Annotated in this window: 17 protein-coding genes, 2 tRNA genes and 1 pseudogene; 7 read left to right on the top strand and 13 right to left on the bottom strand. The window is 70.9% G+C overall.

Translation table 11 applies throughout. The annotated features are described in order from the left end of the window. The first annotated feature begins 46 nt into the window (after positions 1–46). A tRNA-Lys gene (locus QIS99_RS12185) sits at positions 47–120 on the top strand. Between the two features lie 70 nt (positions 121–190). Here the strand turns inward: QIS99_RS12185 and QIS99_RS12180 are convergent. From QIS99_RS12180 to QIS99_RS12165, 4 genes and pseudogenes are all read right to left on the bottom strand, one after another. Continuing rightward, positions 191–1,855 carry an AMP-binding protein gene (locus QIS99_RS12180; RefSeq protein ID WP_282513380.1) on the bottom strand — a complete coding sequence of 555 codons (1,665 nt, stop codon included), beginning with the start codon at positions 1,853–1,855 and terminating at the stop codon, positions 191–193. Positions 1,856–2,074: 219 nt separating this feature from the next. Next, positions 2,075–2,674 carry a lytic polysaccharide monooxygenase auxiliary activity family 9 protein gene (locus QIS99_RS12175; protein WP_282513238.1) on the bottom strand — a complete coding sequence of 200 codons (600 nt, stop codon included), beginning with the start codon at positions 2,672–2,674 and terminating at the stop codon, positions 2,075–2,077. Between the two features lie 196 nt (positions 2,675–2,870). After that, complete coding sequence (locus QIS99_RS12170; protein ID WP_282513237.1) at positions 2,871–4,223, bottom strand: SPFH domain-containing protein; 1,353 nt, start codon at positions 4,221–4,223, stop codon at positions 2,871–2,873. Between the two features lie 91 nt (positions 4,224–4,314). Then, positions 4,315–4,911 (bottom strand): annotated as a pseudogene (locus QIS99_RS12165) (peptidoglycan-binding protein); the annotation flags it as partial. Between the two features lie 248 nt (positions 4,912–5,159). Between QIS99_RS12165 and QIS99_RS12160 the strand changes: the two are divergent. From QIS99_RS12160 to glxA, 4 genes are all read left to right on the top strand, one after another. Then, a tRNA-Lys gene (locus QIS99_RS12160) sits at positions 5,160–5,233 on the top strand. Between the two features lie 315 nt (positions 5,234–5,548). After that, entirely contained in the window at positions 5,549–6,262 is a 714-nt protein-coding gene (locus tag QIS99_RS12155; protein ID WP_282513236.1) for a FadR/GntR family transcriptional regulator, read from the top strand. A gap of 310 nt (positions 6,263–6,572) precedes the next feature. Then, positions 6,573–8,639: a glycosyltransferase family 2 protein gene (locus QIS99_RS12150; protein ID WP_282513235.1), complete on the top strand. Its 2,067-nt coding sequence runs from the start codon at positions 6,573–6,575 to the stop codon at positions 8,637–8,639. Continuing rightward, positions 8,636–10,582 carry a radical copper oxidase GlxA gene (gene glxA, locus QIS99_RS12145; protein WP_282513234.1) on the top strand — a complete coding sequence of 649 codons (1,947 nt, stop codon included), beginning with the start codon at positions 8,636–8,638 and terminating at the stop codon, positions 10,580–10,582. Before QIS99_RS12150 ends, glxA begins: the two co-directional genes overlap by 4 nt. 78 nt (positions 10,583–10,660) lie before the next feature. On the opposite strand, the gene QIS99_RS12140 is transcribed toward glxA, so the two are convergent. The 3 genes from QIS99_RS12140 to QIS99_RS12130 all read right to left on the bottom strand — a co-directional run bounded on the left by QIS99_RS12140 (position 10,661) and on the right by QIS99_RS12130 (position 12,950). After that, entirely contained in the window at positions 10,661–11,671 is a 1,011-nt protein-coding gene (locus QIS99_RS12140) for a glycoside hydrolase family 6 protein (RefSeq protein WP_282513233.1), read from the bottom strand. An 82-nt stretch (positions 11,672–11,753) separates the two neighbouring features. Beyond that, positions 11,754–12,395: a class F sortase gene (locus tag QIS99_RS12135; RefSeq protein ID WP_282513232.1), complete on the bottom strand. Its 642-nt coding sequence runs from the start codon at positions 12,393–12,395 to the stop codon at positions 11,754–11,756. Between the two features lie 21 nt (positions 12,396–12,416). Continuing rightward, positions 12,417–12,950 carry a hypothetical protein gene (locus tag QIS99_RS12130; RefSeq protein WP_282513231.1) on the bottom strand — a complete coding sequence of 178 codons (534 nt, stop codon included), beginning with the start codon at positions 12,948–12,950 and terminating at the stop codon, positions 12,417–12,419. Between the two features lie 68 nt (positions 12,951–13,018). Here QIS99_RS12130 and QIS99_RS12125 point away from each other — a divergent pair, with 68 nt between their 5' ends. Both QIS99_RS12125 and QIS99_RS12120 read left to right on the top strand, forming a co-directional pair. Then, positions 13,019–14,377 carry a recombinase family protein gene (locus tag QIS99_RS12125; RefSeq protein ID WP_282513230.1) on the top strand — a complete coding sequence of 453 codons (1,359 nt, stop codon included), beginning with the start codon at positions 13,019–13,021 and terminating at the stop codon, positions 14,375–14,377. 243 nt (positions 14,378–14,620) lie between these two features. Then, positions 14,621–15,400 (top strand): HAD-IIA family hydrolase, encoded by a 780-nt coding sequence (locus QIS99_RS12120; RefSeq protein WP_282513379.1) that lies wholly within the window; start codon positions 14,621–14,623, stop codon positions 15,398–15,400. Positions 15,401–15,468: 68 nt separating this feature from the next. Here QIS99_RS12120 and QIS99_RS12115 read toward each other — a convergent pair whose 3' ends face one another. Genes QIS99_RS12115 through QIS99_RS12090 form a run of 6 tightly spaced genes read right to left on the bottom strand, consistent with a single transcriptional unit; the run spans position 15,469 to position 21,152 of the window. Continuing rightward, positions 15,469–16,527 (bottom strand): 2-aminoethylphosphonate ABC transporter substrate-binding protein, encoded by a 1,059-nt coding sequence (locus QIS99_RS12115; protein ID WP_282513229.1) that lies wholly within the window; start codon positions 16,525–16,527, stop codon positions 15,469–15,471. Between the two features lie 26 nt (positions 16,528–16,553). Beyond that, positions 16,554–17,351 (bottom strand): ABC transporter permease, encoded by a 798-nt coding sequence (locus tag QIS99_RS12110; protein ID WP_282513228.1) that lies wholly within the window; start codon positions 17,349–17,351, stop codon positions 16,554–16,556. Continuing rightward, positions 17,338–18,267 (bottom strand): 2-aminoethylphosphonate ABC transporter permease subunit, encoded by a 930-nt coding sequence (locus tag QIS99_RS12105; protein ID WP_408909538.1) that lies wholly within the window; start codon positions 18,265–18,267, stop codon positions 17,338–17,340. Before QIS99_RS12105 ends, QIS99_RS12110 begins: the two co-directional genes overlap by 14 nt. Then, positions 18,260–19,327 (bottom strand): ABC transporter ATP-binding protein, encoded by a 1,068-nt coding sequence (locus QIS99_RS12100; RefSeq protein WP_282513226.1) that lies wholly within the window; start codon positions 19,325–19,327, stop codon positions 18,260–18,262. Before QIS99_RS12100 ends, QIS99_RS12105 begins: the two co-directional genes overlap by 8 nt. After that, positions 19,324–20,019 (bottom strand): phosphonatase-like hydrolase, encoded by a 696-nt coding sequence (locus QIS99_RS12095; RefSeq protein ID WP_282513225.1) that lies wholly within the window; start codon positions 20,017–20,019, stop codon positions 19,324–19,326. The genes QIS99_RS12100 and QIS99_RS12095 overlap by 4 nt, the downstream gene beginning before the upstream one ends. Before the next feature lie 11 nt (positions 20,020–20,030). Continuing rightward, positions 20,031–21,152, bottom strand: coding sequence for a TIGR03364 family FAD-dependent oxidoreductase (locus tag QIS99_RS12090; protein WP_282513224.1), 1,122 nt, complete (start codon positions 21,150–21,152; stop codon positions 20,031–20,033). Positions 21,153–21,330: the final 178 nt, after the last annotated feature.

The following is a 21,330-nucleotide window of genomic DNA, read 5'->3' as shown; positions in this document are numbered from 1 at the left end:
GGTCAGAAGCACTCCTCACCGCCGGGTATTATTTACGAGTCAGCAGGCGCCGCTAGCTCAGTTGGTTAGAGCAGCTGACTCTTAATCAGCGGGTCCGGGGTTCGAGTCCCTGGCGGCGCACCGACAGCCTTGAGGCCCTCGCGAAAGCGGGGGCCTCAAGTCGTTCCCAGCACCCAGCACCCAGCACCGGTCAGTGCTCAAGCAGGCCCTCCCGCCCCTGCTCCCGGTAGCGGTCGACCAGCGCCGCCTCCGCCGCCGGAGTCAGCGGCTCGTACGACAGCTCCGCGTCCGGGCGCCACCACACCGGGTCCGGGCAGCGGAAGCCCGCGCGACGCAGGGCGACCCGGTGCACCTTGTTCGTCGCCGTCACCGGCATCCGCCGCACCGTACGGACGAAGCGGGGCAGCATCTTCGGGCCCAGGTCGTCCTGCGCCGCGAGGAACCGGCCGAAGTCGTCCGGGTCGAAGGGGCCGTCGGCCAGGGCGAGGGTCGCCATCACCTGATCGCCGGCCACCGGGTCGGGCACCGCGCAGACCGCGACCGCCGCGGCCCGCTCGTACCGGGCGAGGATGTTCTCGATCATCGCGGCGGCCAGATTCTCGCTGTCGACGCGCATCCGGTCATCCGTACGGCCCGCGAAGTAGAGGAAGCCGTCGGCGTCGCGGAAGAACAGGTCGCCGGTCCAGTACCAGCCCCCGCGCACCCGGTCCGCGTCGGCCGCCGGGTTGCGCCAGTATCCCTCGAACGGGCTGCGGCCCCGGTTGACCAACTCCCCTATCGCCTCCGCCCCGTTGAGCAGCCGCCCGGCGCCGTCGAAACGCGCCGGCGGACACTCCGCGCCCGAGGCCGGGTCGACCACCGCCAGGTTGTCGCCGGGCGCCGCGCGGCCGATCGCGGCGGGCGGGGTGCCCGGGGTGCGCCGGAGAGCGGCGCCGCCCTCGGACGAGCCGTACCCCTCCACCAGGCGCACCCCGAACCGCTCCGCGAACCGGGCCGCGTCCACCGCGCCCGCCTCGGTGCCGAAGCCCAGGCGCAGCGGATGGTCCCGGTCGTCCGGGCGCTCGGGCGTGGCCAGGAGGTACTGCACGGCGCGGCCCACATAGGTGAAGTACGTGGCCCCGTACGCCCGTACGTCGTCGAGGAAACCGGAGGCCGAGAACCTGCGGCGCAGGGCGACCGCGGCGCCCGCGGCGAGGGCCGGGGACCAGTCGGCGATCACCGCGTTGCCGTGGAACATCGGCATGCAGATGTAGTGCACGTCATCCCGGCCCACGTCGAACTGCCCGGCCAGGGAACGCCCGGCCGCGGCGAGCCGTCCCTGGGTGCAGATCGCCGCCTTGGGCGCGCCGGTCGAGCCGGACGTGAAGTAGAGCAGCATGCGGCGCGCGGGGTCCGGCGGGGCGAGCACGGCGTCGCCGGGGGCGGCGTCGGCGTAGGGGGCGAGCAGCTGCTCGTACGCGTCCGTGCCGGTCACGAGGATGCGTACGCCGGGAAGTTCGAGGCCGTCGAGGAGGACCAGATGGGTGCGCTCGGTGAGCAGGACGCGGCACTCGGTGTGCAGGATGTCGCGCGCGAGTTCGGCGCCTCGCCGCGTCGGGTTGATCCCGGCGACGGCCGCGCCCGCGAGCGCGGCCGCGCTCAACCACAGCGGGTATTCCGGGGTGTTGTCGAGCAGCACGCCCACGTGTGGCTCGGCCCCGGGCGGCAGCAGGTCCACGAGCAGCGCGGCCCGCGCGGCGGCCCCGGCGGCGACCTGGTGGTGAGTGAGTACGCGGTCCTCGCAGCGGAGTCCGGGACGGTGGTCGTCCCACTGCGCGCGCACGAGATCGGCGACGGTTGCGGCGGTACCGTTCATCCCCATGGCGCCGCACCATAATTGACTGACCGTCAGAAATGGAGAGGCGGAGCGGAACCGGAACCGGACCGCCTGCGCGCACCGCGGCATGGGGGGTGCGGTGCGCGCAGGGCACCCGGGCCGGTGGGGGGAAGAGCCCGGTAGGAGAAAGCCCGGCGGGGGGGGAAGAGCCCGGTAGGAGAAAGCCCGGCAGCGGGAAGAGCCCGGCGGCGGGAAGTGTCAGAACGTGACGTCCGAGCAGGCGTAGAAGGCGTTGCCCGTGTCGGCGATCGTCCAGACGGACAGGATGATGTGGTGGCCGGACTTGCCGCTGGGGAGCTGCCCGGTGTGTTCGAGCGTGGCGGGCGGCTGCTGGTTGTTGTACGGCACGGTGAAGAACGGCGTCGTTTCGAGGGCGGCCCTGGTCAGCGGCTTGCTGTCGTCCCAGCCGTCCTTGGTGACGTAGTACTTGAAGTCGGTCGTGGAGTGCCGGGCGGTGAACTGCCAGCGGAAGCTCTGGCTGCCGCCGCTGGTCACCTTGGTGGCCGGCCAGGCGCCGCCGCCGGGCTTGGCCGGTGAGTTGAGCGAGTCGAACCGGCCGAGTCCCGCCGAGCAGATCTCGCCGTCGGCGGGCCCGGCGGCCGGGAAGCCCTTGGGGCCCTCGACGCTCTGCGGCTCCCACTGGATGGCACCGCAGCCGGTGACGGTCCCGTTGGCGCAGAGCTTCTGGCGGCTGATGGGGGAGTCGGTGTAGCCGTGGCCGCTGGCGCCGCCCGTGGAGAAGGTGAAGGCGCCGACGGTGGCGATGCCCACCGCTGCCGCGTACATCCGTTTACGCATGCTGCTACTCCTGTGCTCCTGGAGAACGGGGGGAGTTCTGTGAGGGAGTTCTACGAGGGAGTTCTGTGAGCCGTGCGCAGTGCTGCGGTCTAGACCAAGTCACAGGTTATGGGCGGCAGTTGGCCGTGTCCATAGACATGTCCATACCAATGAGGGGTGGATTTCGGACAACCGGAACGGCGGCCGCCCGCGGACCTCAGCGCTCGGTCCGCTCCGTGCAGAACGCCACCGTCAAGTCCTTCACCAGCGCCTTGCGTTCGCGGTCGTCCAGTTCGACCAGCCCCTGCACGGTGAGCCGGGTGACCGTGTCCTCCACCGAGTCGACGAGCTGGGACAGGGCCGTGTCCCGGTCCCGGGCCTCCAGGGCGGCGAGCCGACGGCGGCGTACCGACTCGGCCACCTCGGGCGCGTAGTCGATCCCCGTCGGCCGCACCGCGAACACCTCGACACCGGCCGCCTCCGCGTCCGCGGCCACCCGCCGGGTGAGCGCGTCGCCGACCGCCTCAGCGTTGCGCAGCGTCGCCCCGCCCACGCCGCTCGCTGGCGCGTCCACCGGAAGCTGCGACAGAACCCCGGCGAGCGCGGCCTCCACACACTCACGCAGATACGTCACGGGATCCTCGGCCCCGAGCGCCGCCCGCGCCGTGTCCCTGACCCGCCAGACGACGAGCAGCTGCACGCGCAGCGCCACCCCGTGCGCGTCCACCCCCGGCAGGGGCTCACTGCGCCAGTGCCGCAGGCGTACGTCGACCCGGCGCCGTTTCAGCAGCGGGTTGATCCACACCAGGCCGGTGCGCCGCACGCTCCCCCGGTACCGCCCGAACAGCGACAGCACCCACGCCCGGCCGACCCGCCCCCTCCCCAGCCCCCCGAACGCGAACAGCGACAGCGCACCCGATCCGGCGAGCACCGCCCACTGCGCCGGGCCGAGCCCCGCCCCGAGCTGTTCCGGCAACCGCGCCAGCCGCACGGCGTACGCGGGAAGGACCCCCGCCCACCAGCCGCCCGCCACGCATCCGCCGAGACCGGCGAGCCCGGCGGCCACGGCGGCCGCCCCCGCCCACGACCACCCCCGCCGCTCGGTGACCTCGACGGGCACCGCCACCCGCGTCGGCACGACGGCCCGCGCGGGCGACGGCCCGGACACCGGGCGCCCGGCCCCCGCCCGCGACTGCTCGCCGGTGCCCCGCCTGCGGCCGACGACGGTCGGCGGGAGGTGTACGGGGACGGCATCGGAGCCGGGGCCGGGGCCGGGGCCGGGGCCCGGGTCGTCGCGGAAGAGGAGGTGGAGGGGGATCTCGGTGGCCGCCCCGGTCTGGATCAGGCGGGGGCTGCGGGTGGTCGTGGGGTTCGGGGTCGTGGCGGGGTTCGGGGGGGTCGTGGGGTTCGAGCTGATGGTGGGGTTCGGGGTGATGGTGGGGTTCGGGGTGATGGTGGGGGTGCCGGACTCTCCGGTCTCGCCGGTGCCACCAGTTCCGCCGGTGCCGCTGGGCGTGGCGGCCCTCGCCCGTACGCCCCGCTCTCCGCTCCTGCCGGTCGTGGATCCCATCAGTACCTCCGCACCTCCGCCGTACTGCCCGTACTGCCCGTACTGCCCGCACTGCCCGTACTGCCGTGAATCCGTCGTCCCTGCCGTCCGCTCAGCCGAGGAAGAGGCGGCGCCAGGTCTCCGGGCCCGGGTAGCCGTCCGCTGCGCCGCCGCGCCAGCCCTGGGCGCGTTGGAAGTCCTCGACGTTGCGGCGGTCGCACTCGTCCCAGTCAGGGCCTGGGCCCAGGCCCTGCCGGTAGTGCCGGCCGAACCCTTTCCGCAGCAGCTGCCGGCCGAGCCGCTCCACATGCACGCCCGACCGGCCCGGCCGGAACGCCGACTTGCCGGGATACTCGGGCACCGCCACACCCCCACCCCCGCCCCCGCCACCCGGGCCGGGGATGTCCCGACCCGCGCCCTCGACCAGGTACGCCCAGGTCAGCGGCCCTGGCAGCCCGTTCGCCGCGTCGCCCGTCCAGCCCTGGGCACGCTGAAAGGCGAGGGTCGCCCTGCGGTCCGCCTCGCCCCAGACCGGCGAGGGCCCGGAGCGGTAGAAGCGGCCGCCGCCACGCCGGACGAGGAGGCGCCCGAGCTGGGTGACGTACGGGCTGCGCGCGCCGGGGCCGAACGCATCGGCGCCGGGATAGCGCCGGACCGTGCCGGGCGCCGGGCCCCGCGCCATCGGCCGGAGGTTCTTGTACCGGTACGCCGTGTCGGCCGCGATGCGATTCGGCTCACATCCCGGTGCGCCGCCCGGATCGCTTTCCTGCCCTGAATGTCCGCATTGCTGCACGACGGTCAGTTTCTCAACTGTCCGATCGGACCGCATGCTGACGGTCCGAATGCTGTACGCCCCCCGGCGGGGACGGCCGCCCGCACCGCCCGCCGGGCGGCCGCGCGGCGTCCGCGCGGTCCGGAGCACCCTCCGGGATCCGGTAGAGTTCTCCAGGTCAGCAGGCGCCGCTAGCTCAGTTGGTTAGAGCAGCTGACTCTTAATCAGCGGGTCCGGGGTTCGAGTCCCTGGCGGCGCACCGACACACGAAGGCCCTTCGCTCCGGCGGAGGGCCTTTGTCACGCTCCGGGATCCCGCAGCACCCAACAAACGGCTGGGGGTCCGGGGGTTACCCCCGGATGAATACAGCATCAGCGGGTCCGGGGTTCGAGTCCCTGGCGGCGCACCGACACACGAAGGCCCCTCGCGAAAGCGAGGGGCCTTCGTCGTGCGCAGTCGTGCGCGGTCGCATGCGATCGTGTGTGCTCGCGTGCGCACTCCACCAAACGCCCCGCGGGAACCCCGTGGACACCTCACCGCCCCCGCCCCGCCACGCGCCGGATACCTTTGGCCCATGGCGCGCGACATACAGGAGCGGATCAAGAAGCTCATCATCGACCGGCGGCTGCCCTCCGGCGCCCCGCTGCCCACCGAGCCCGAGCTGATGGAGCTGCTCGGCGTGAGCCGCAACTCCGTACGGGAGGCGTTGAAGGCGCTGGTGGCGATGGGCATCGTCGAGATCCGGCACGGCTTCGGCACCTACGTGGGCCCGATGTCGATGGCGCCGATGATCGACGGCCTCGCGTTCCGTACCGTCGCGGGCCACTACCGCGGTGAGGACAGTCTGCTGCAACTCCTCGAACTGCGCGAGGCCGTGGAGACCGGGCTGCTCGCACGGCTCGCCGGCCAGGTCCCGGCGAGCGACCTCGCCGAACTCGACGCGCTCGTGGACCGGATGGAGAGCGAGGCCGCCGTCGGCACGGTGGCCGCCGAGACCGACCGCGCCTTCCACGCGACGCTCTACCGCTGCCTGCGCAACCCGCTGCTCGGCGAGGTCCTGGAGGCGTTCTGGGACGCCTTCCACCGCGTACGCACCGACCTCGTGGACTTCCCGCACGACCCGAAGGTGACCTGCCGCCAGCACCGGGAGATCCTCGACGCGGTCCGCTCCGGCGACACGCTCCGGTCCGAGCAGGCCGTACGCGAGCACTTCGGCAACCTCCGCAAGCGGCTCGGCTCACCCGAGGCGGGCACGGGCGAGGCGGGCGCGGCCGCGCCGACGGCCTGAGGGGAAGCGGAAGGACCGGAAGGACCGGAAGGACCGGAAGGACCAACTCCCGCCGCAAAGCGCGCGAATGATGCGCAACCAGGGGATTCCCGCCTTGCGATCATCGTGGCGACGTAGAACCCTTGCGTGAATCGTGAACACCATGTGATGGCCGGTGCGCCGGAGTTGAATGGGGGCGAACCGCCGAGGCGTTCTGCGCGTCTCAACGACCGGTGGCCCGCCACTGATGCGACCGCCGGGTGCAGGGGGGACCCGGCGGTGACCAGACCGACGACCACGCGGCGACCGACCGCGTGCGGGGGGATGACTCATGACGTCGACGCCTACGGGCGCCGGACCCGGATCCGACCCGTCCCGGACGACCCAGCTGCGGGTCCTGTCGAACCGGACGGGCGGGTTCCGGCGGCTGAAGAAATCGCTGCCGCGGTACGACTACGAGCACTACAGCCGGCTTGCCGGCCCCCTCACGCAGCCCGACCCCGGCACGCCGTACAAGGTCCGCTACCGCTCCCTGCTCTCCCAGGAGCCGCACCGCATCCGGGCCGCCCTCATGCTGGGCGCCGCGCCGCTGCTCTCGCTCGTGCTGCTCGCCTGGCTGCTCCAGCCCGAGCACTGGACGAAGCGGGACTACGTACCGAACGCGTATCTCGAACACCTCGACGTCGTCATGCTCGTCTCGATCGGCCTGATCGAGTTCTTCCGCTGCATGAACGTGCTGTCCAACGCGCACGCCACCCTCGTCGCCCGCGACCCGGTCCCCGTCGTGCCCGAGACCGGCACCCGCGTCGCGTTCCTCACCTCGTTCGTGCCCGGCAAGGAGCCGATCGAGATGGTGACCAAGACGCTCGAAGCCGCCGTCAGGATCCGGCACCGCGGACTGCTGCACGTCTGGCTGCTCGACGAGGGCGACGACCCGGAGGTGAAGGAGGTCTGCGCGCGCCTGGGCGTGCACCACTTCTCCCGCAAGGGAGTCGAGAAGTGGAACCAGACGAAGGGCCCGCACCGCGCCAGGACCAAGCACGGCAACTACAACGCCTGGCTGGACGCGCACGGCGACGCGTACGACTACTTCGCCTCCGTCGACACCGACCACGTCCCGCTGCCCAACTACCTGGAACGGATGCTCGGCTACTTCCGCGACCCGGACGTCGGCTTCGTCATCGGCCCGCAGGTGTACGGCAACTACGACACGTTCGTCACCAAGGCCGCCGAGTCCCAGCAGTTCCTCTTCCACGCCCTGATCCAGCGCGCGGGCAACCGCTACGGCGCGCCGATGTTCGTCGGCACCTCCAACGCCGTACGCATCAGGGCGCTCCAGCAGATCGGCGGCCTGTACGACTCGATCACCGAGGACATGGCGACCGGCTTCGAGATCCACCGCCACCGGAACCCGGTCACCGGCAAGAAGTGGAGGTCGGTCTACACCCCGGACGTGCTGGCGGTCGGCGAGGGCCCGAACGCCTGGACGGACTTCTTCACGCAGCAGCTGCGCTGGTCGCGCGGGACGTACGAGACGATCCTCAAGCAGTACTGGAAGGGCTGGTACTCCCTGCCTCCGGGCAAGCTCTTCAACTACACGATGATGATCATCTTCTACCCGATGTCGGCCCTCAACTGGATCCTCGCGGCGCTGAGTTGCGCCCTGTTCCTGGGCCTCGGCGCCTCGGGTGTGAACATCGACCCGACGATCTGGCTGATGCTGTACGGCAACGCCTCGGCGCTGCAGATCGGCCTGTACGTGTGGAACCGGCGGCACAACGTCTCCCCGCACGAGCCGGAAGGGTCCGGCGGTGTGGCGGGCATGGTGATGTCGGCCCTTTCCGCGCCGATCTACGCCCGCTCGCTCATGGACGCGGTGCTGCGCCGCAAGTCCAAGTTCGTGGTGACCCCGAAGGGTGAGTCGGCCAGCCCGGACACGCTGTTCGGGACCTTCCGCATCCACCTGTTCTTCATCCTGGTCTTCGCCGGTTCGATCGCCGCCGCGTTCGTGTACGGGAACGCCCACCCGGCGATGATCACCTGGGCCTCGTTCGCGCTGCTGATCACGGCGGCGCCGATCTTCGCGTGGCGGTACACGTGGCGGCAGGAGAAGAAGCGCCGCAAGTCGGCCGCGGCACCCGGAAGTCCGACTCCTTCGGCCGCGCCGGAACCGCGGCCCGGGGACACACTGCAGCAGCCCGTCGTCGTACCGCAGGAACCGGCGCAGCCCGTACCGCAAGCCGTACAGCAACCCGTACCGCAGCCCGTACCGCAGCCGCCCGACCCGCGGCTGCCCGGCGCGCATGCGCCACGCCGCCGGCCGAGTTGGGCGGCTGCCGAACCGGCGCAGGCCGGCGACGAGACCGTACAGATTTCTCTTGGGGGACATAAGAAATGAACGACCGCTCCACCGGCCGCCGCCGGGCCCGCCGCTTCGCGATAGGCACGGCGGTGGTGGTGGCCCTCGCCGGCATGAACGGCCCGTGGCTCTGGCGGTTCGGCTCCGAGCAGTACCACCAGTACAAGATCAACAGACCCGAGTACAAGGCCGAGAACGGGCACTGGGACCTCGTCGACATCCCCGAGAAGTACCGGCTCAACACCATCCACGCGGCCGTCCTGCACACCGGCAAGGTGCTGCTCGTCGCGGGCTCCGGGAACAACGAGAAGAACTTCGACGCGAAGAAGTTCGACACGATCCTCTGGGACCCGGTCAAGGAGACCTTCAAGAAGATCCCCACACCCAACGACCTGTTCTGCACCGGCCACACCCAGCTCCCGGACGGCAAACTCCTGGTGGCGGGCGGCACCAAGCGGTACGAGAAACTCGAAGGCGACGTCACCAAGGCCGGCGGCCTGATGATCGTGCACAACGAGAACCCGGACGAGCCGATCACGCTGCCCGCCGGCACCCGCTTCACCGGCAAGGAAAACGGCAAGACCTTCGTCTCCAAGGACCCGGTGGTCGTGGAGCGCGCGAAGAAGGTCTTCGACGAGGCCACCGGCGCGTTCGTACGCAACGACCCGGGCCTCGGCCGCGTGTACGTCGAGGCGCAGAAGAGCGGCAAGAAGTACGCGACCGGCACCCAGGACAACTACCGGGTGCAGGGCCTCAAGGGCGCCGACGCCCGCAACACGTACGGCATCGCGCAGAAGCTCGCCCTGGACAAGAAGGACTTCCAGGGCATCAGGGACGCCTACGAGTTCGACCCGGTCGCCGAGAAGTACATCAAGGTCGACCCGATGAACGAGGCCCGCTGGTACCCGACGCTCACCACGCTCTCCGACGGCAGAATCCTCGCCCTGTCCGGCCTGGACGACATCGGCCAGATCGTGCCGGGCGACCGCAACGAGGTGTACGACCCGGACACCAAGGAGTGGTCGTACGTCCCGCAGGAGCGGCAGTTCCCGACCTACCCGGCGGTGTTCATCCTGCCGAGCGGCAAGCTGTTCTACTCGGGCGCGAACGCCGGGTACGGCCCGGACGACGTGGGCCGCGACCCCGGCGTCTGGGACTTCGACACCAACGAGTTCACCAAGGTCAAGGGCCTCAGCGACCCGGAGCTGATGGAGACCGCGGGCACCGTGATGCTGCCGCCCGCGCAGGACCAGCGGTTCATGGTGATCGGCGGCGGAGGCGTCGGCGAGTCCGAGAAGTCCAGCGAGAAGACCCGGATCATCGACCTCAAGGACGACAACCCGGTCTTCAAGGACGGCCCGTCCCTGGACAAGGGCACCCGCTACCCGCAGTCCTCGATCCTCCCCGACGACAGCGTCCTGATCACCGGTGGCTCCGAGGACTACCGCGGCCGCGGCGGCTCCAACATCCTTCAGGCCCGCATCCTCGCGCCGGGCGGCGAGGAACTGCGGCGCGTGGCCGATCCGTTGGTGGGCCGCAACTACCACTCGGGCTCGCTGCTGCTCCCCGACGGCCGGGTCGTCGTCTTCGGCTCGGACTCCCTCTTCTCGGACGCCGCGAACACCAAGCCCGGCAAGTTCGAGCAGCGCATCGGGATCTACACGCCGCCGTACCTCTACAACGGCACCAGGCCGGTCCTCACCGGCGGCGAGGAGACCATCGAGCGCGGCACCTCCGCGACGTTCACCTCCCGGCAGGCGAAGGACCTGAAGAACGCCCGCCTGATCAAGCCGAGCGCGTCCACGCACGTCACCGACATCGACCAGCGCTCCATCGAGCTGGGCCTGAAGACCTCGGGCGACAACGTCACGGTCACGGTCCCGGAGAACAAGAACCTGGTCCAGCCCGGCTGGTACATGCTGTTCGTCACGGACGACCAGGGCCGCCCGAGCGAGGCGGTGTGGGTGGAGGTTCCCGAGTAGGTTCGCGAGTAGTACGTACGCGTCGAGGGCGCCCCCGCCGACGGAGCGGGGGCGCCCTCAACTCACGTACCGGCAGGGCTACTCGGCGGCCTTCGCGAGCCCCAGCGCGTACTCCGGCCACCACTCGCCGGCCGGCGGGCCGCCCTTGCACTCGCCGTCGGACTCGCCGGGCCGCTTGATCCAGAGGTACGCGTCCACGGCCTCGTCGGCGGTCTTCGTGGTCGGGGCCTCGCCGAGCGCGCGGCCGGGCGGATTGCACCAGCGCTCGTCCGGATTCCCCTCCGTGTAGGGGCCGTTGCCGTTGCGGCTGGTGTCGATGACGAACGGTTTGTTGCCGAACTTCACCGAGAGCTCCTTGCCGAAGGCGGTGGACTCCGCGGTGCCGTAGTAGTTCGACACGTTCACCGCGAAGCCGTCGGCCCGGTCGATGCCGGACGACTTCAGCGGCTGGTACAGGTCGTCCGGCTTCGGGCCGCCGGGGTTGCCGCCGTCCAGGTAGACCTTGGTGTTCTCCAGCGACTTCAGCTTCTCGATGGCGCCCTTGAGCAGGTCGAACCGCTCCCCGTGGAACTCGCCCGGCGTGCAGCCGTCGACGACGTGCAGCAGCGCGTCCGGCTCCAGGATGACCGTGGCCCGCCGGTCGCCGATGCCCCGGGCGACGGCGTCGATCCACGCCCGGTACGCGTTGCCGTCGGCGGCGCCGCCCTTCGAGTACTGGCCGCAGTCGCGGTGCGGGATGTTGTACAGGGCGAGCAGCGCGTCCCGGCCGGCCTTCGTCGCGGCCTCGGTCTGCTCGCGGACCTGCGCCTCGGCCGCGGCGTTGTCGGGGTCGGTGATCCACTCGGCGACGGGCTGGCTCGCGATCTTCTCGATCAGCTTCGCGTCCGCCTCGTTCCCGTCCGCGCGGTACGTGGCGACCTGCCGGGCCGCGTTGCCCTCCGGGTCGACCCAGTACGGGTCGCTGCCCTTCGGCTGCTGCCTCACCGGCGAGGCACTGGGCTCCGGGGCCTTGCCGCCACCGTCCGACGAACACCCCGCGATCAGCAGCGCCGCCCCCACGACTGCCGCGGACGCCTTCCTGCCGTACATCGATTTCCCCCTCGGACTGTCGGGCTGTCGGGCTGTCGGGCCGTCGCGCTGTCGGGCTCCCCATCCTGGCACACGCACCACATCACGGTCCGGTTCCCGTCAAGTAGGCGGAGACCACCACATTGGACGAATAGCTGCCGGTGGCGGGGTCGAAGGTGCCGCCGCAGGTGATCAGGCGCAGCTCGGCCCGGCCCGCCCGGCGCTCCCCGTACGCCTTGCCCGCGTCGAAGTCGTCCCGCTCGATGACCTGGACGTCCTCGACGGTGAACTCGGCGAGCGAGCCGTCGGCGCGGGCCACGCGCACCTTCTGGCCCTGCTTCAGCGCGCTGAGGTCGTAGAAGACCGCGGGGTCGGACGCGGTGTCGACATGGCCGACGAACAGGGCGGCACCCTCGGCGCCGGGCCGGGTGCCGCCCGCGTACCAGCCGACGGCGCCCGGCCGGTCGTACGGCGGCGGCTCTATGGCCCGGTCCTGGTCGAGGCCGCGGTCGACGACGGGGGCGCGCACGCCGATCGCCGGTATGTCGACGCGGCGCGGGCGGGCCGCGGGCAACGGGTCGTGGGCGGGCGGGAGCTGGACGCCGGCGGCGGAGACGTCGCCGGTGCCGGGCAGGCCCGGCAGGATGGACAGCTCGCGGCCCCACAGCCACAGGCCGACGAGCAGCAGCAGCCAGGCGGCCACGGTGGCGAGCCGGGCGGAACGGGAGGTACGCGCCTCGGACACGGTGTCCTCGCCCCGTACCGGCTACTCGGGGCGGCGGCGTCGGCGCAGTATCCGCCCGGTCACGGCGAGGACGGCCGCGGCGGCGAGGACGCCGCCGATCACGGCGTGCCGCAGGCCCGGCCCCTCGTCGTCGGCCTCGGCCTCGGCCATCGAGGCGGTGCCGCCGCCCCCGGCCCGGATCGGCGCGGTCGGCGACCCGGAGGGCGAGGGCGGTCGTTCGCGTACGACGGTGAAGCTGCCCTTGGCCTTGCCGTCCTGGCCGTCGCAGGTCACGGAGATGTCGTACGTGCCGGGGGTGACCGTCGACCGGATCATCGCCTTGCCGGCCAGCGGGGAGCCCTTCTCGCCCCGGCCGTCGAGGGAGCCGTCGGCGACGAACGCCTCGGATCTGGCGGCGCCGGTGCGGCCCTCGCAGCCGGTGACGGTGAGCCGCACCTCGTCGCCGGGCACGGCGCTCGACGGGTCGACGGTCACGCCCGGTCCCGCGGCGACGGCCACCTCCGGCGCCAGCGCGAGGAGGACGGTGAGACAGAGGGCGGGGACTGGTCGGCGCATACACCGAGGCTGCGCCGACCGTTCCCGCGCCGCTTCCGGGGGTGGGCCCAACGAGTGACAGCCGGTCAGTGGGCGATGGCCGGGACGGGCGGGACGGCATCGCCCGGCAGCGTGAAGACGTCTACGATCTCGCCACGGCCAGAGGCTGCACCGTTCACCGCGAGGACAACGACACCTCCGCGTACAAACGGCAGGCGAGGCGTGCCGGGTTCGAGGAACTGGTCTTTGATCTCGACCGTGGGGTGATCAGTGGCATCCTGGCGTACAACATCGACCGTATAGCCCGCCAGCCCCGCGATATCGAACGGCTGATCGACACTTACGAGCAGGCCCGGCGCCCGATGGTCTTCGGTACCGTGGCTGGCGACTACGACCTCACGACCGCGGACGGCCGTTTCCAGGCTCGTATCTACGTGACGATCGCGAACAAATTCTCTTCCGACGCTGCGCGACGGGTATCGCGGCAAAAGCTCGCCGACGCCCGCGACGGGAGACCGCACAAGGGACAGCGCGCCTTCGGGTGGCGGGACGCGGAGCGCATCGACGAACGTGAAGCCGAACTCATCCGGCGCGCACGCGAGGACGTGCTGCTGGGCAAGAAGGTCTCCACGGTCCACCGGGAATGGGCGGAGCTCGGTGTGCGCGGGCCGCAAACGCCCGAGGGAAAGACCATCGGCTACAGCAGCGTGCTGTACGTACTGAGGAATCCGAGGCTGTGCGGCTTCCGCTCCTACATCCCACAGGGGGTACGCGAACGGTCCGGGCGGGTCGACCCGGTCGAGTGGCTGGTCGAACGCACCGACGGCAGCCCGGTGATGGGCCACTGGCAGACCATTCTGGGGCCCGAGGAGTGGCGAGAGTTGGTCGACGCACTGGACTCCCGCAAGAACAGCGGAACGGGACGGAAGCGGCGGTCCACGATGACCAAGCGCCTGCTGACCGGCATCGCCCGCTGCGCGAGGTGCGGCACGGGTCTGGTCTCCGGCATCTACCAGCGAGGGACCGCCAGTCATGAGAGGCACGGCTATTACTACTACTGCCGCGCGGCGGACGGAGGATGCGGACGGCTGTCCCGCAGCGGCCCGCCGGTGGAGGAGTACGTGGAGCAGGCCCTGCTCGGCAAGTTCAGGCAACGATCCCTTGACACGAGGACGGCCGAGGAGAGAGACCCCGGCCTTGCCCTGGCGAAGGATACGTTGGAACAGATCAGGGCCGCCAAAGTGGAGGCCCGCCGGCTCCGGGCCGATGACCTGTTCTCACTCGCCGAGTTCGCTCGCGAGATCAGTCGCCTGGAGGTCAAGGAGAGGGCGATCTGGAGAAAGCCTCCGTTCTTGCCGCCGCTCCGGCGGGGATCGGCTCGGCCGCTGCCCGTATCGTCCGCGAGTGGGACCAGTGCACGGTCGACACCAAGCGCCATCAGATACTGACCTGCATCGAGGCAGTGGTCATCAAGCCGGCGGGCAAAGGTGGAGCCCAACGCGGCGTTTTCCGGCCGGAGTTGATCGAAATCATATGGAGATAGAGAACTGAGGCGTCACACCTGGTCGGCCGCCTCCGCAGCGCAACGTCCCGCGGGCAGCACTTCATCACCGGTCGAGGAGATCCCTGGGAGTGAACGGGTGCATAGCATGGGCACCACCATGGCCTACGCACGGCAGGAGTCCGCCGCTATGACAGAGCGCAAGCCCATTGAATCGTGGCTCACCGACATGGATGGGGTACTGATGCACGAGGGCGTCCCGGTGCCCGGTGCGGATGCCTTCATCAAGAAGCTGCGCGCGTCAGGGCGGCCCTTCCTGGTGCTCACCAACAACTCCATCTACACAGCCCGGGATCTGCACGCCCGCCTCAACCGGATCGGCCTTGAAGTGCCGGTGGAGAACATCTGGACCTCAGCCCTCGCGACGGCGACGTTCCTCGACACCCAGCACCCGAATGGCACGGCATACGTGATCGGCGAGGCCGGCCTCACCACCGCCCTGCACGACGCGGGGTACGTGCTGACCGATGCCGACCCCGATTTCGTGATCCTTGGTGAGACTCGGACCTATTCGTTCGAGGCCCTGACCAAGGCCATCCGCCTGATCAACAACGGTTCCCGCTTCATCTGCACCAACCCGGACAACACCGGGCCGTCTCCGGAGGGAGCTCTGCCCGCGACAGGTTCGGTGGCGGCCCTGATCACGAAGGCAACAGGCAAGGAACCGTACTTCGTAGGCAAGCCGAACCCCCTGATGATGCGGACCGGGCTGAACGTCATCGGAGCCCACTCCGAGACCTCCGCCATGATCGGCGACCGGATGGACACGGATGTGCTCGCCGGCCTGGAAGCCGGAATGGAGACATTCCTCGTCCTCACCGGGCTGACAGCGAAGGGAGACATCGACCAGTACCCGTACCGGCCGACGAAGGTCGTGGACTCGATCGCGGACCTGGTGGACCTCGTCTGAGCAGGCACGGGCCGGGCCCGGGCCGGGCCCGGCCCGTTCGGCCTGCGGACAGGCGGGCGTGCACAGGCTCAGCTGCCGGTCGCCGCCTTCCAGTCGTCCACGTAGGACGGGAGGTTCTTCTCGATGTCCGACCAGTCGGGCCGGAAGACCTCGACGCCTTCCATCAGCTTGGTCAGGGCGATCGCGTTGGCGTCGGTGGCCTTGATGTCGCCCCGGGCCGCGAAGCCGCCGCCGACCGAGCTGACCTGCTGCTGGGCCTTCTCGCTCAGCATGAAGTCGAGGAGCTTCTTGCCGTTCTCGGTGTGCGGGGCGCCCTTGACCAGGCCCGCCGCGTACGGCAGGGCGAAGGTGGTGGGCTTGGAGCCGGGCTTGGAGGAGGTCTTCGGGAACCAGATGCCGAGGTTCGGCATGGACTTGGACTGGGCGAAGTTCATCTGCACGTCGCCGTTGGCCACGAGCAGCTCGCCCTTGTCCGTCTTGGGCGCGAGCTTCGACGTGGACGAGGACGGGCCGACGTTGTTGGCCTGCAGCTTCTTCAGGTAGGCCATGGCCTTGTCCTTGGAGCCGAAGTCGTGCATGGCCTTGATGAGGACGGCGGTGCCGTCGCCGGCGACGCCGGGGGTGGAGTACTGGAGCTTGTTCTTGTACTTGGCGTCGAGCAGCTCCTCCCAGGTGGCCGGGGGCTGCTGCAGCTCCTTCTTGTTGTAGATGAAGGAGAAGTAGTTGTTGACGACGGCGGTCCAGGTGCCGTCGGCCGCCTTGTCGGCGCCGCTGACCTGCTCCGCGCCCTTCGGCTCGTACTTCGCCAGCAGGCCCTTGCTGCCGGCCTGCTGGATGAACGGCGGCAGGGTGACCATGACGTCGGCCTGGGTGTTGGACTTCTCGCGCAGCGCCCGCTGCACCATCTCGCCCGAGCCGCCCTCGACGTACTCGACCTTGATGCCGGTCTTGTTCTCGAAGTCCTTGAAGATCTGGTCGTACCAGCCGTCGCCGTTCTCGCCCTTGAGGCCGTCGGCGCTGTAGACGGTGACGACCTTCTCGTCGGCGGAGGCGGCGCCGCCGCAGGCGGTGAGGGAGGCGGCGAGGACGAGGCTGCCGGCGGTGGCGGCTATGGCTTTGATGCGCATGACGTGGTGACTCTCCTTGCGGGGATTCAGCGGTAGGAAGCTCTGGTACGGATGCGGGAGACCGCGAGCAGCACGAGCAGCGTGGCGCCCATGAGGACCACGGCGACGGCGGAGCCGGTGAAGAGGGAGCCGCGGTCGGTGGCCGTGAAGATGCGGACGGGCAGCGGCATCCAGTCCGGCGGGTAGAGCATCATCGTGGCGCTCAACTCGCCCATGGACAGGGCGAAGCAGAGCCCGGCGGCCGCGTTCAGGGACGGCAGCAGCAGCGGCAGCTTCACCTTCCACAGGACGTACGAGGGCTTGGCGCCGAGGGACGCGGCGGCCTGCTCGTAGGCCGGGTCGAGGCGGACGATCGCGGCCGAGACGGACTGGTACGCGAAGGCCGTGACCAGGACGGTGTGGGCGAGGATCACGATCCAGCGGGTGCCGTTGAGCAGGAACGGCGGCTGCGAGAACGCGACGAGCACGGCGAGGCCGACGACCACCGAGGGCACGGCGACGGGCAGCACGAACAGCGTGTCGAGGAGCCGCTTGCCCCGCTTCGGCAGGGCGTGCGCGGCGAGCGCGGCCCAGCTGCCCATGAGGAGCGCGAGCAGGCTGGCGGCCAGCGCCGTGACGAGGCTGGTGGTGAGCGCCTCCAGGGACTCGCCGCGGGTGGCGGCGGCGTAGTGCTCGACGGTCGGCCCGGAGGGGAAGGCGCCGGACCAGTTGGTGGCGAAGGACGCGGCGACGATCACGAGCAGGGGCAGCGCGAACAGCGGCACGAACAGGACCAGGAACAGCGCCCAGAGCGTCCACTTGCCCTTGCGGCTATGCACCAGCACGACGGCTCACCACCCGGTACAGGCCGTAGAGGCTCACGGAGATCACGACGTTGACGACGGCGACGACGCAGGCGCCGGTCCAGTCGGACTCCAGGATCGCCTTGCTGTAGACGAGCGTCGGCAGGGTCGTCACGCCCTTCGCCCCGGTGAACAGGACGATCCCGAACTCGTTGAGACACATGATCAGTACGAGGCTGCCGCCGGCGGCGAGCGCGGGCAGCGCCTCGGGCAGGATGATCTGCCGCACGATCCGCGGGGCCTTGGCGCCGAGCGAGGAGGCGGCCTCGATCTGCGCGGTGTCGATCTGCGAGAACGCGGCGAGCAGCGGCCGCATCACGAACGGCGTGAAGTACGTGATCTCGGCGAGGAGCACGCCCCAGGGCGTGGTCAGGAACTGGAAGGGCCCGCTCGCCGCGCCGGTGACGTCCGTCCACATCCCGTTGGCCATGCCGACGGTGCCGTACACGAAGAGCAGCGCGAGCGTGATCAGGAAGGACGGGAAGGACAGGAACACGTCCACGAACCGGGCGACGGCCTTCGCCCCGGGGAACGGCACGAACGCGATGACCAGGGCGAGCACGAACCCCAGGACCAGACATCCGACGGTCGCCGCGAGGGCCAGCCACACGGTCGTCCCGAGCGCTTCCCGGAACGCGGGGTCGGCGAACACGTCCGCGTACGGCCTCACGGAGGTTCCGCCTTCGAGCGGCGTGAGGGACTGCTGGACGAGGAGGACGAGGGGGTAGAGGAAGACGAACGCGAGGGCGACGACGGGCGGCAGGGCCCACCATCCCGTCTTCTGCCTCGGCCGTGGGCTGATGTTCCGCAGGGCTGGGGGTCCCCCCGGCGGTAGGGGGGTGGGCACAGCCCCACGTGCCGGGCGCGATTCGGTCAAGGTCCCAGGTGGACTACTCATCGGCGCTCACCCCCGCAGACAGCAGCACCGCATCCTCCGGCGCAAAGTGCAGGGCAACCCGCTCCCCCAGCGCGGGCGGAACCCGCAACTCCCGCACATCCGCCTTGACCCGCTGCCCGGCGACGTCGACGTACAGCCGATGCGTGGCCCCGCGCCACTGCACCTCGGCGACGGTCCCGCGCAACGCGTTGACGCCCTCGCCAAGCCCCACAAGGTGCGGCCGTACGCAGAGAGTGGCCGTCGTCCCGGCCGCGACACCCGCCGTGTCGACCGTCAACTCGGCGTCGCCGAGCCGCACTTGCCCGTCGCCCACCCGCACCGGCAACAGATTCGCGTTGCCCACGAACGACGCCGTGAACTCCGTACGCGGCGACCGGTACAGCTCCTGCGGCGTGCCGCAGTCCTGCAGGCGGGCCTGGTCCATGACGGCGATCCGGTCGGCCAGGGTGAGGGCTTCGACCTGGTCGTGAGTGACGTACAGAATGGACACCTCGGGCAACTCGCGGTGCAGCCGGGCCAGTTCGGCGAGCATGCCGGACCTGAGCTGCGCGTCGAGCGCCGACAGCGGCTCGTCGAGGAGCAGCACGCCGGGCCGGATGGCGAGCGCGCGGGCGATGGCGACGCGCTGCTGCTGGCCGCCGGAGAGCTCGCGCGGGTACCGCTTGGCGTACCCGGCCATGCCGGTCATTTCCAGGGCCTCGGCGACCCGCGCGGGGATCCCGGCCTTGTCGGCCTTCTGCGCCTTGAGGCCGAAGGCGACGTTGTCCTCGACGCGCAGGTGCGGGAAGAGCGCGTAGCTCTGCACGACCATGCCGACGCCGCGGCGGTGCGGCGGCAGGTCGGTGACGTCCCGGTCGCCGATGAGGACCCGGCCGCGTACCGGCTGCACGAATCCGGCGACCGCCCGCAGCGCGGTGGTCTTGCCGGAGCCGGACGGGCCGAGCAGCGCCATGACCTCGCCGCGCTCGACGGTCAGGTCGAGGGAGTCGAGCACGGTGTTCGCGCCGTACGCGACACTCACACCGTCGAAGCGGATGCCGATGTCACTCCCGCCGCTCATCGCCCGAACTCCCCGAGCAAAGACGGCAGTTCGGCGACGGAACCCAGCACGTGCGTCGCTCCCGCGGCCGTCAGGGCGTCCTTGTCGTGGGCCCCGGTGAGTACGCCCGCGACGGTCCCGGCGCCGGAGCGGGCACCGGAGCGCATGTCGTACGCGGTGTCCCCGGCGACGGCGATCTCGCGGACGTCGTCTGCGGCGCCGGTGCGCAGGAGCGCGGCGAGGACCATGTCGGGGTAGGGGCGGCCGCGGCCGCCCGCGTCGGCCGGGCAGAGGGTCAGTTCGACCAGGTCGCGCCAGCCGAGGGCGTCGAGGATGGCGTCCTGGGTGACGCGGGCGAAGCCGGTGGTGAGGACGACGGTGCGGCCCTGCGCGCGCAGCTCCTCGACCGCCTCGCGGGCGCCGGGGATGGGGGCGATGCGGCCGCCGTCGACGAGTTCGCCGTACGCGGCCTCGAAGGCGGTGTTGGCGCGCTGGGCGAGGTCTTCGGCGCCGAACAGCGCCCGGAAGACGGTGATCTTCGACTCGCCCATGGTGTCGCGGACGTACTGGAGCTTCTGCTCGTGGTCCGCGGAGCCGGGTTCGACGCCGAGCTGTCCGGCGGCGCGGGAGAAGGCCTGCTCGACGAGGCCGCCGTCGGCGACGGTGGTGCCGGCCATGTCGAGGACGACGAGGCGGGATGCAAACGTATTCATGGTCAACTTCCTCACCAGCCGATCTCGTCGGCGGTCTTCTCGGCGATCGCAGGGGAGCAGGTCATGCCGCGCCCGCCGGGCCCGGTGACCAGCCATACGCCGTCGCGGACCTGCTGGCGGTGGACGACGCGGGAGGTGTCGGTGCACTGCGCGTACACCCCGGCCCAGCGGCGTTGGATACGGGGCAGCGGGCGGCCGAGGAAGGACTCGACGACCTGCCGCAGGTGTTCGTAGGGCTCCTCGACGACGTCGAAGGCGAAGGGGTGCTCGTACTCGTGGGTGTCGCCGATGGTCAGGCCGCCGTCCTTGCGCTGCACCATGAGCAGCTGCATCTTGTGCGCGGCGGCGGTCGGCGTCTGGGCCTGTCCGGCGCCCAGGGCGTCGAGGGCCTCGGACTTGTACGCCGGGTAGTAGCGGAAGCTGTCGGCGTCGGCCACGGAGGTCGGCAGGGTCTCGCCGAGCGGGTCGGTCTGCATCATCTGGAGGCGTACGCGGCGCACGGGCAGGTCGGGGGCCAGCTCGCGGACGAGGCCGCCGAGCCAGGCGCCGGTGCACAGGACGACGGCGTCGCCGCTGTGCACGTCGCCGTGGTCGTCGCGGACGGCGCGCTCGCCGATGACCTCGCGCACCTCGCGGCCGCCGAGGAAGGTGTAGCGGCCGGAGGCAAGGAGGGCTTCCTTCAGGGCGAGTTGGGCGGTGCGCGGCTCGACGGCGGCGTCCCGCTCGCAGTACAGGGCGGCCTCGAACTCGCCGCGCAGGGCCGGGTTGAGGGCGCGGGCCTCGGCCGGGGTGAGCAGCTTGTAGCCGCGGGCGGGGGCGTCGTCGCGGGCCAGGGCGGCCTCGGCGACGGCGGTCTCGGCGGCGGTGCGTACGGGCGTCAGGGAGCCGTTGGCGCGGAAGCCGAGCTTCGGGACGCGGGCGCCGATGGACTCCCACAGCTCGCGGGCGCGCAGCGCGGTCTCCAGCTCCTCGCCGCCCGCGCGGCCGCTGACCCATATCTGTCCGAAGTTGCGCAGCGAGGCGCCGCGGGCCTCGGTCTCGCGCTCGATCTGCACGACCTCGTGGCCGCGCTCCACTGCCTGCCAGGCGTGCATGGTTCCCACCACGCCGGCTCCTACGACGATGACTCTCATGGCGGAAACGGTGCGGGCGGCCGGTGTCCCGGTTCATACCGCGGAGCAACGGGACGGTGAACGCGCACCCAAGCTTGGCCTAGACCCGTTATCTTTCCGTGATCTGATTTCCCCGTCCGGACGCCTGAAATGCCCGAACAGCCGTGTCTGTCGGGGCAGTTCGGGGCGGACGGGCGAG

Origin of the sequence: Streptomyces solicavernae, assembly GCF_029968095.1 — a bacterium.
In the GTDB taxonomy this organism is placed as follows: Bacteria; Actinomycetota; Actinomycetes; order Streptomycetales; family Streptomycetaceae; genus Streptomyces; species Streptomyces solicavernae.
The sequence above is the reverse complement of the archived record's forward strand: the minus strand, read 5'-3'. Positions and strand labels throughout refer to the sequence as shown.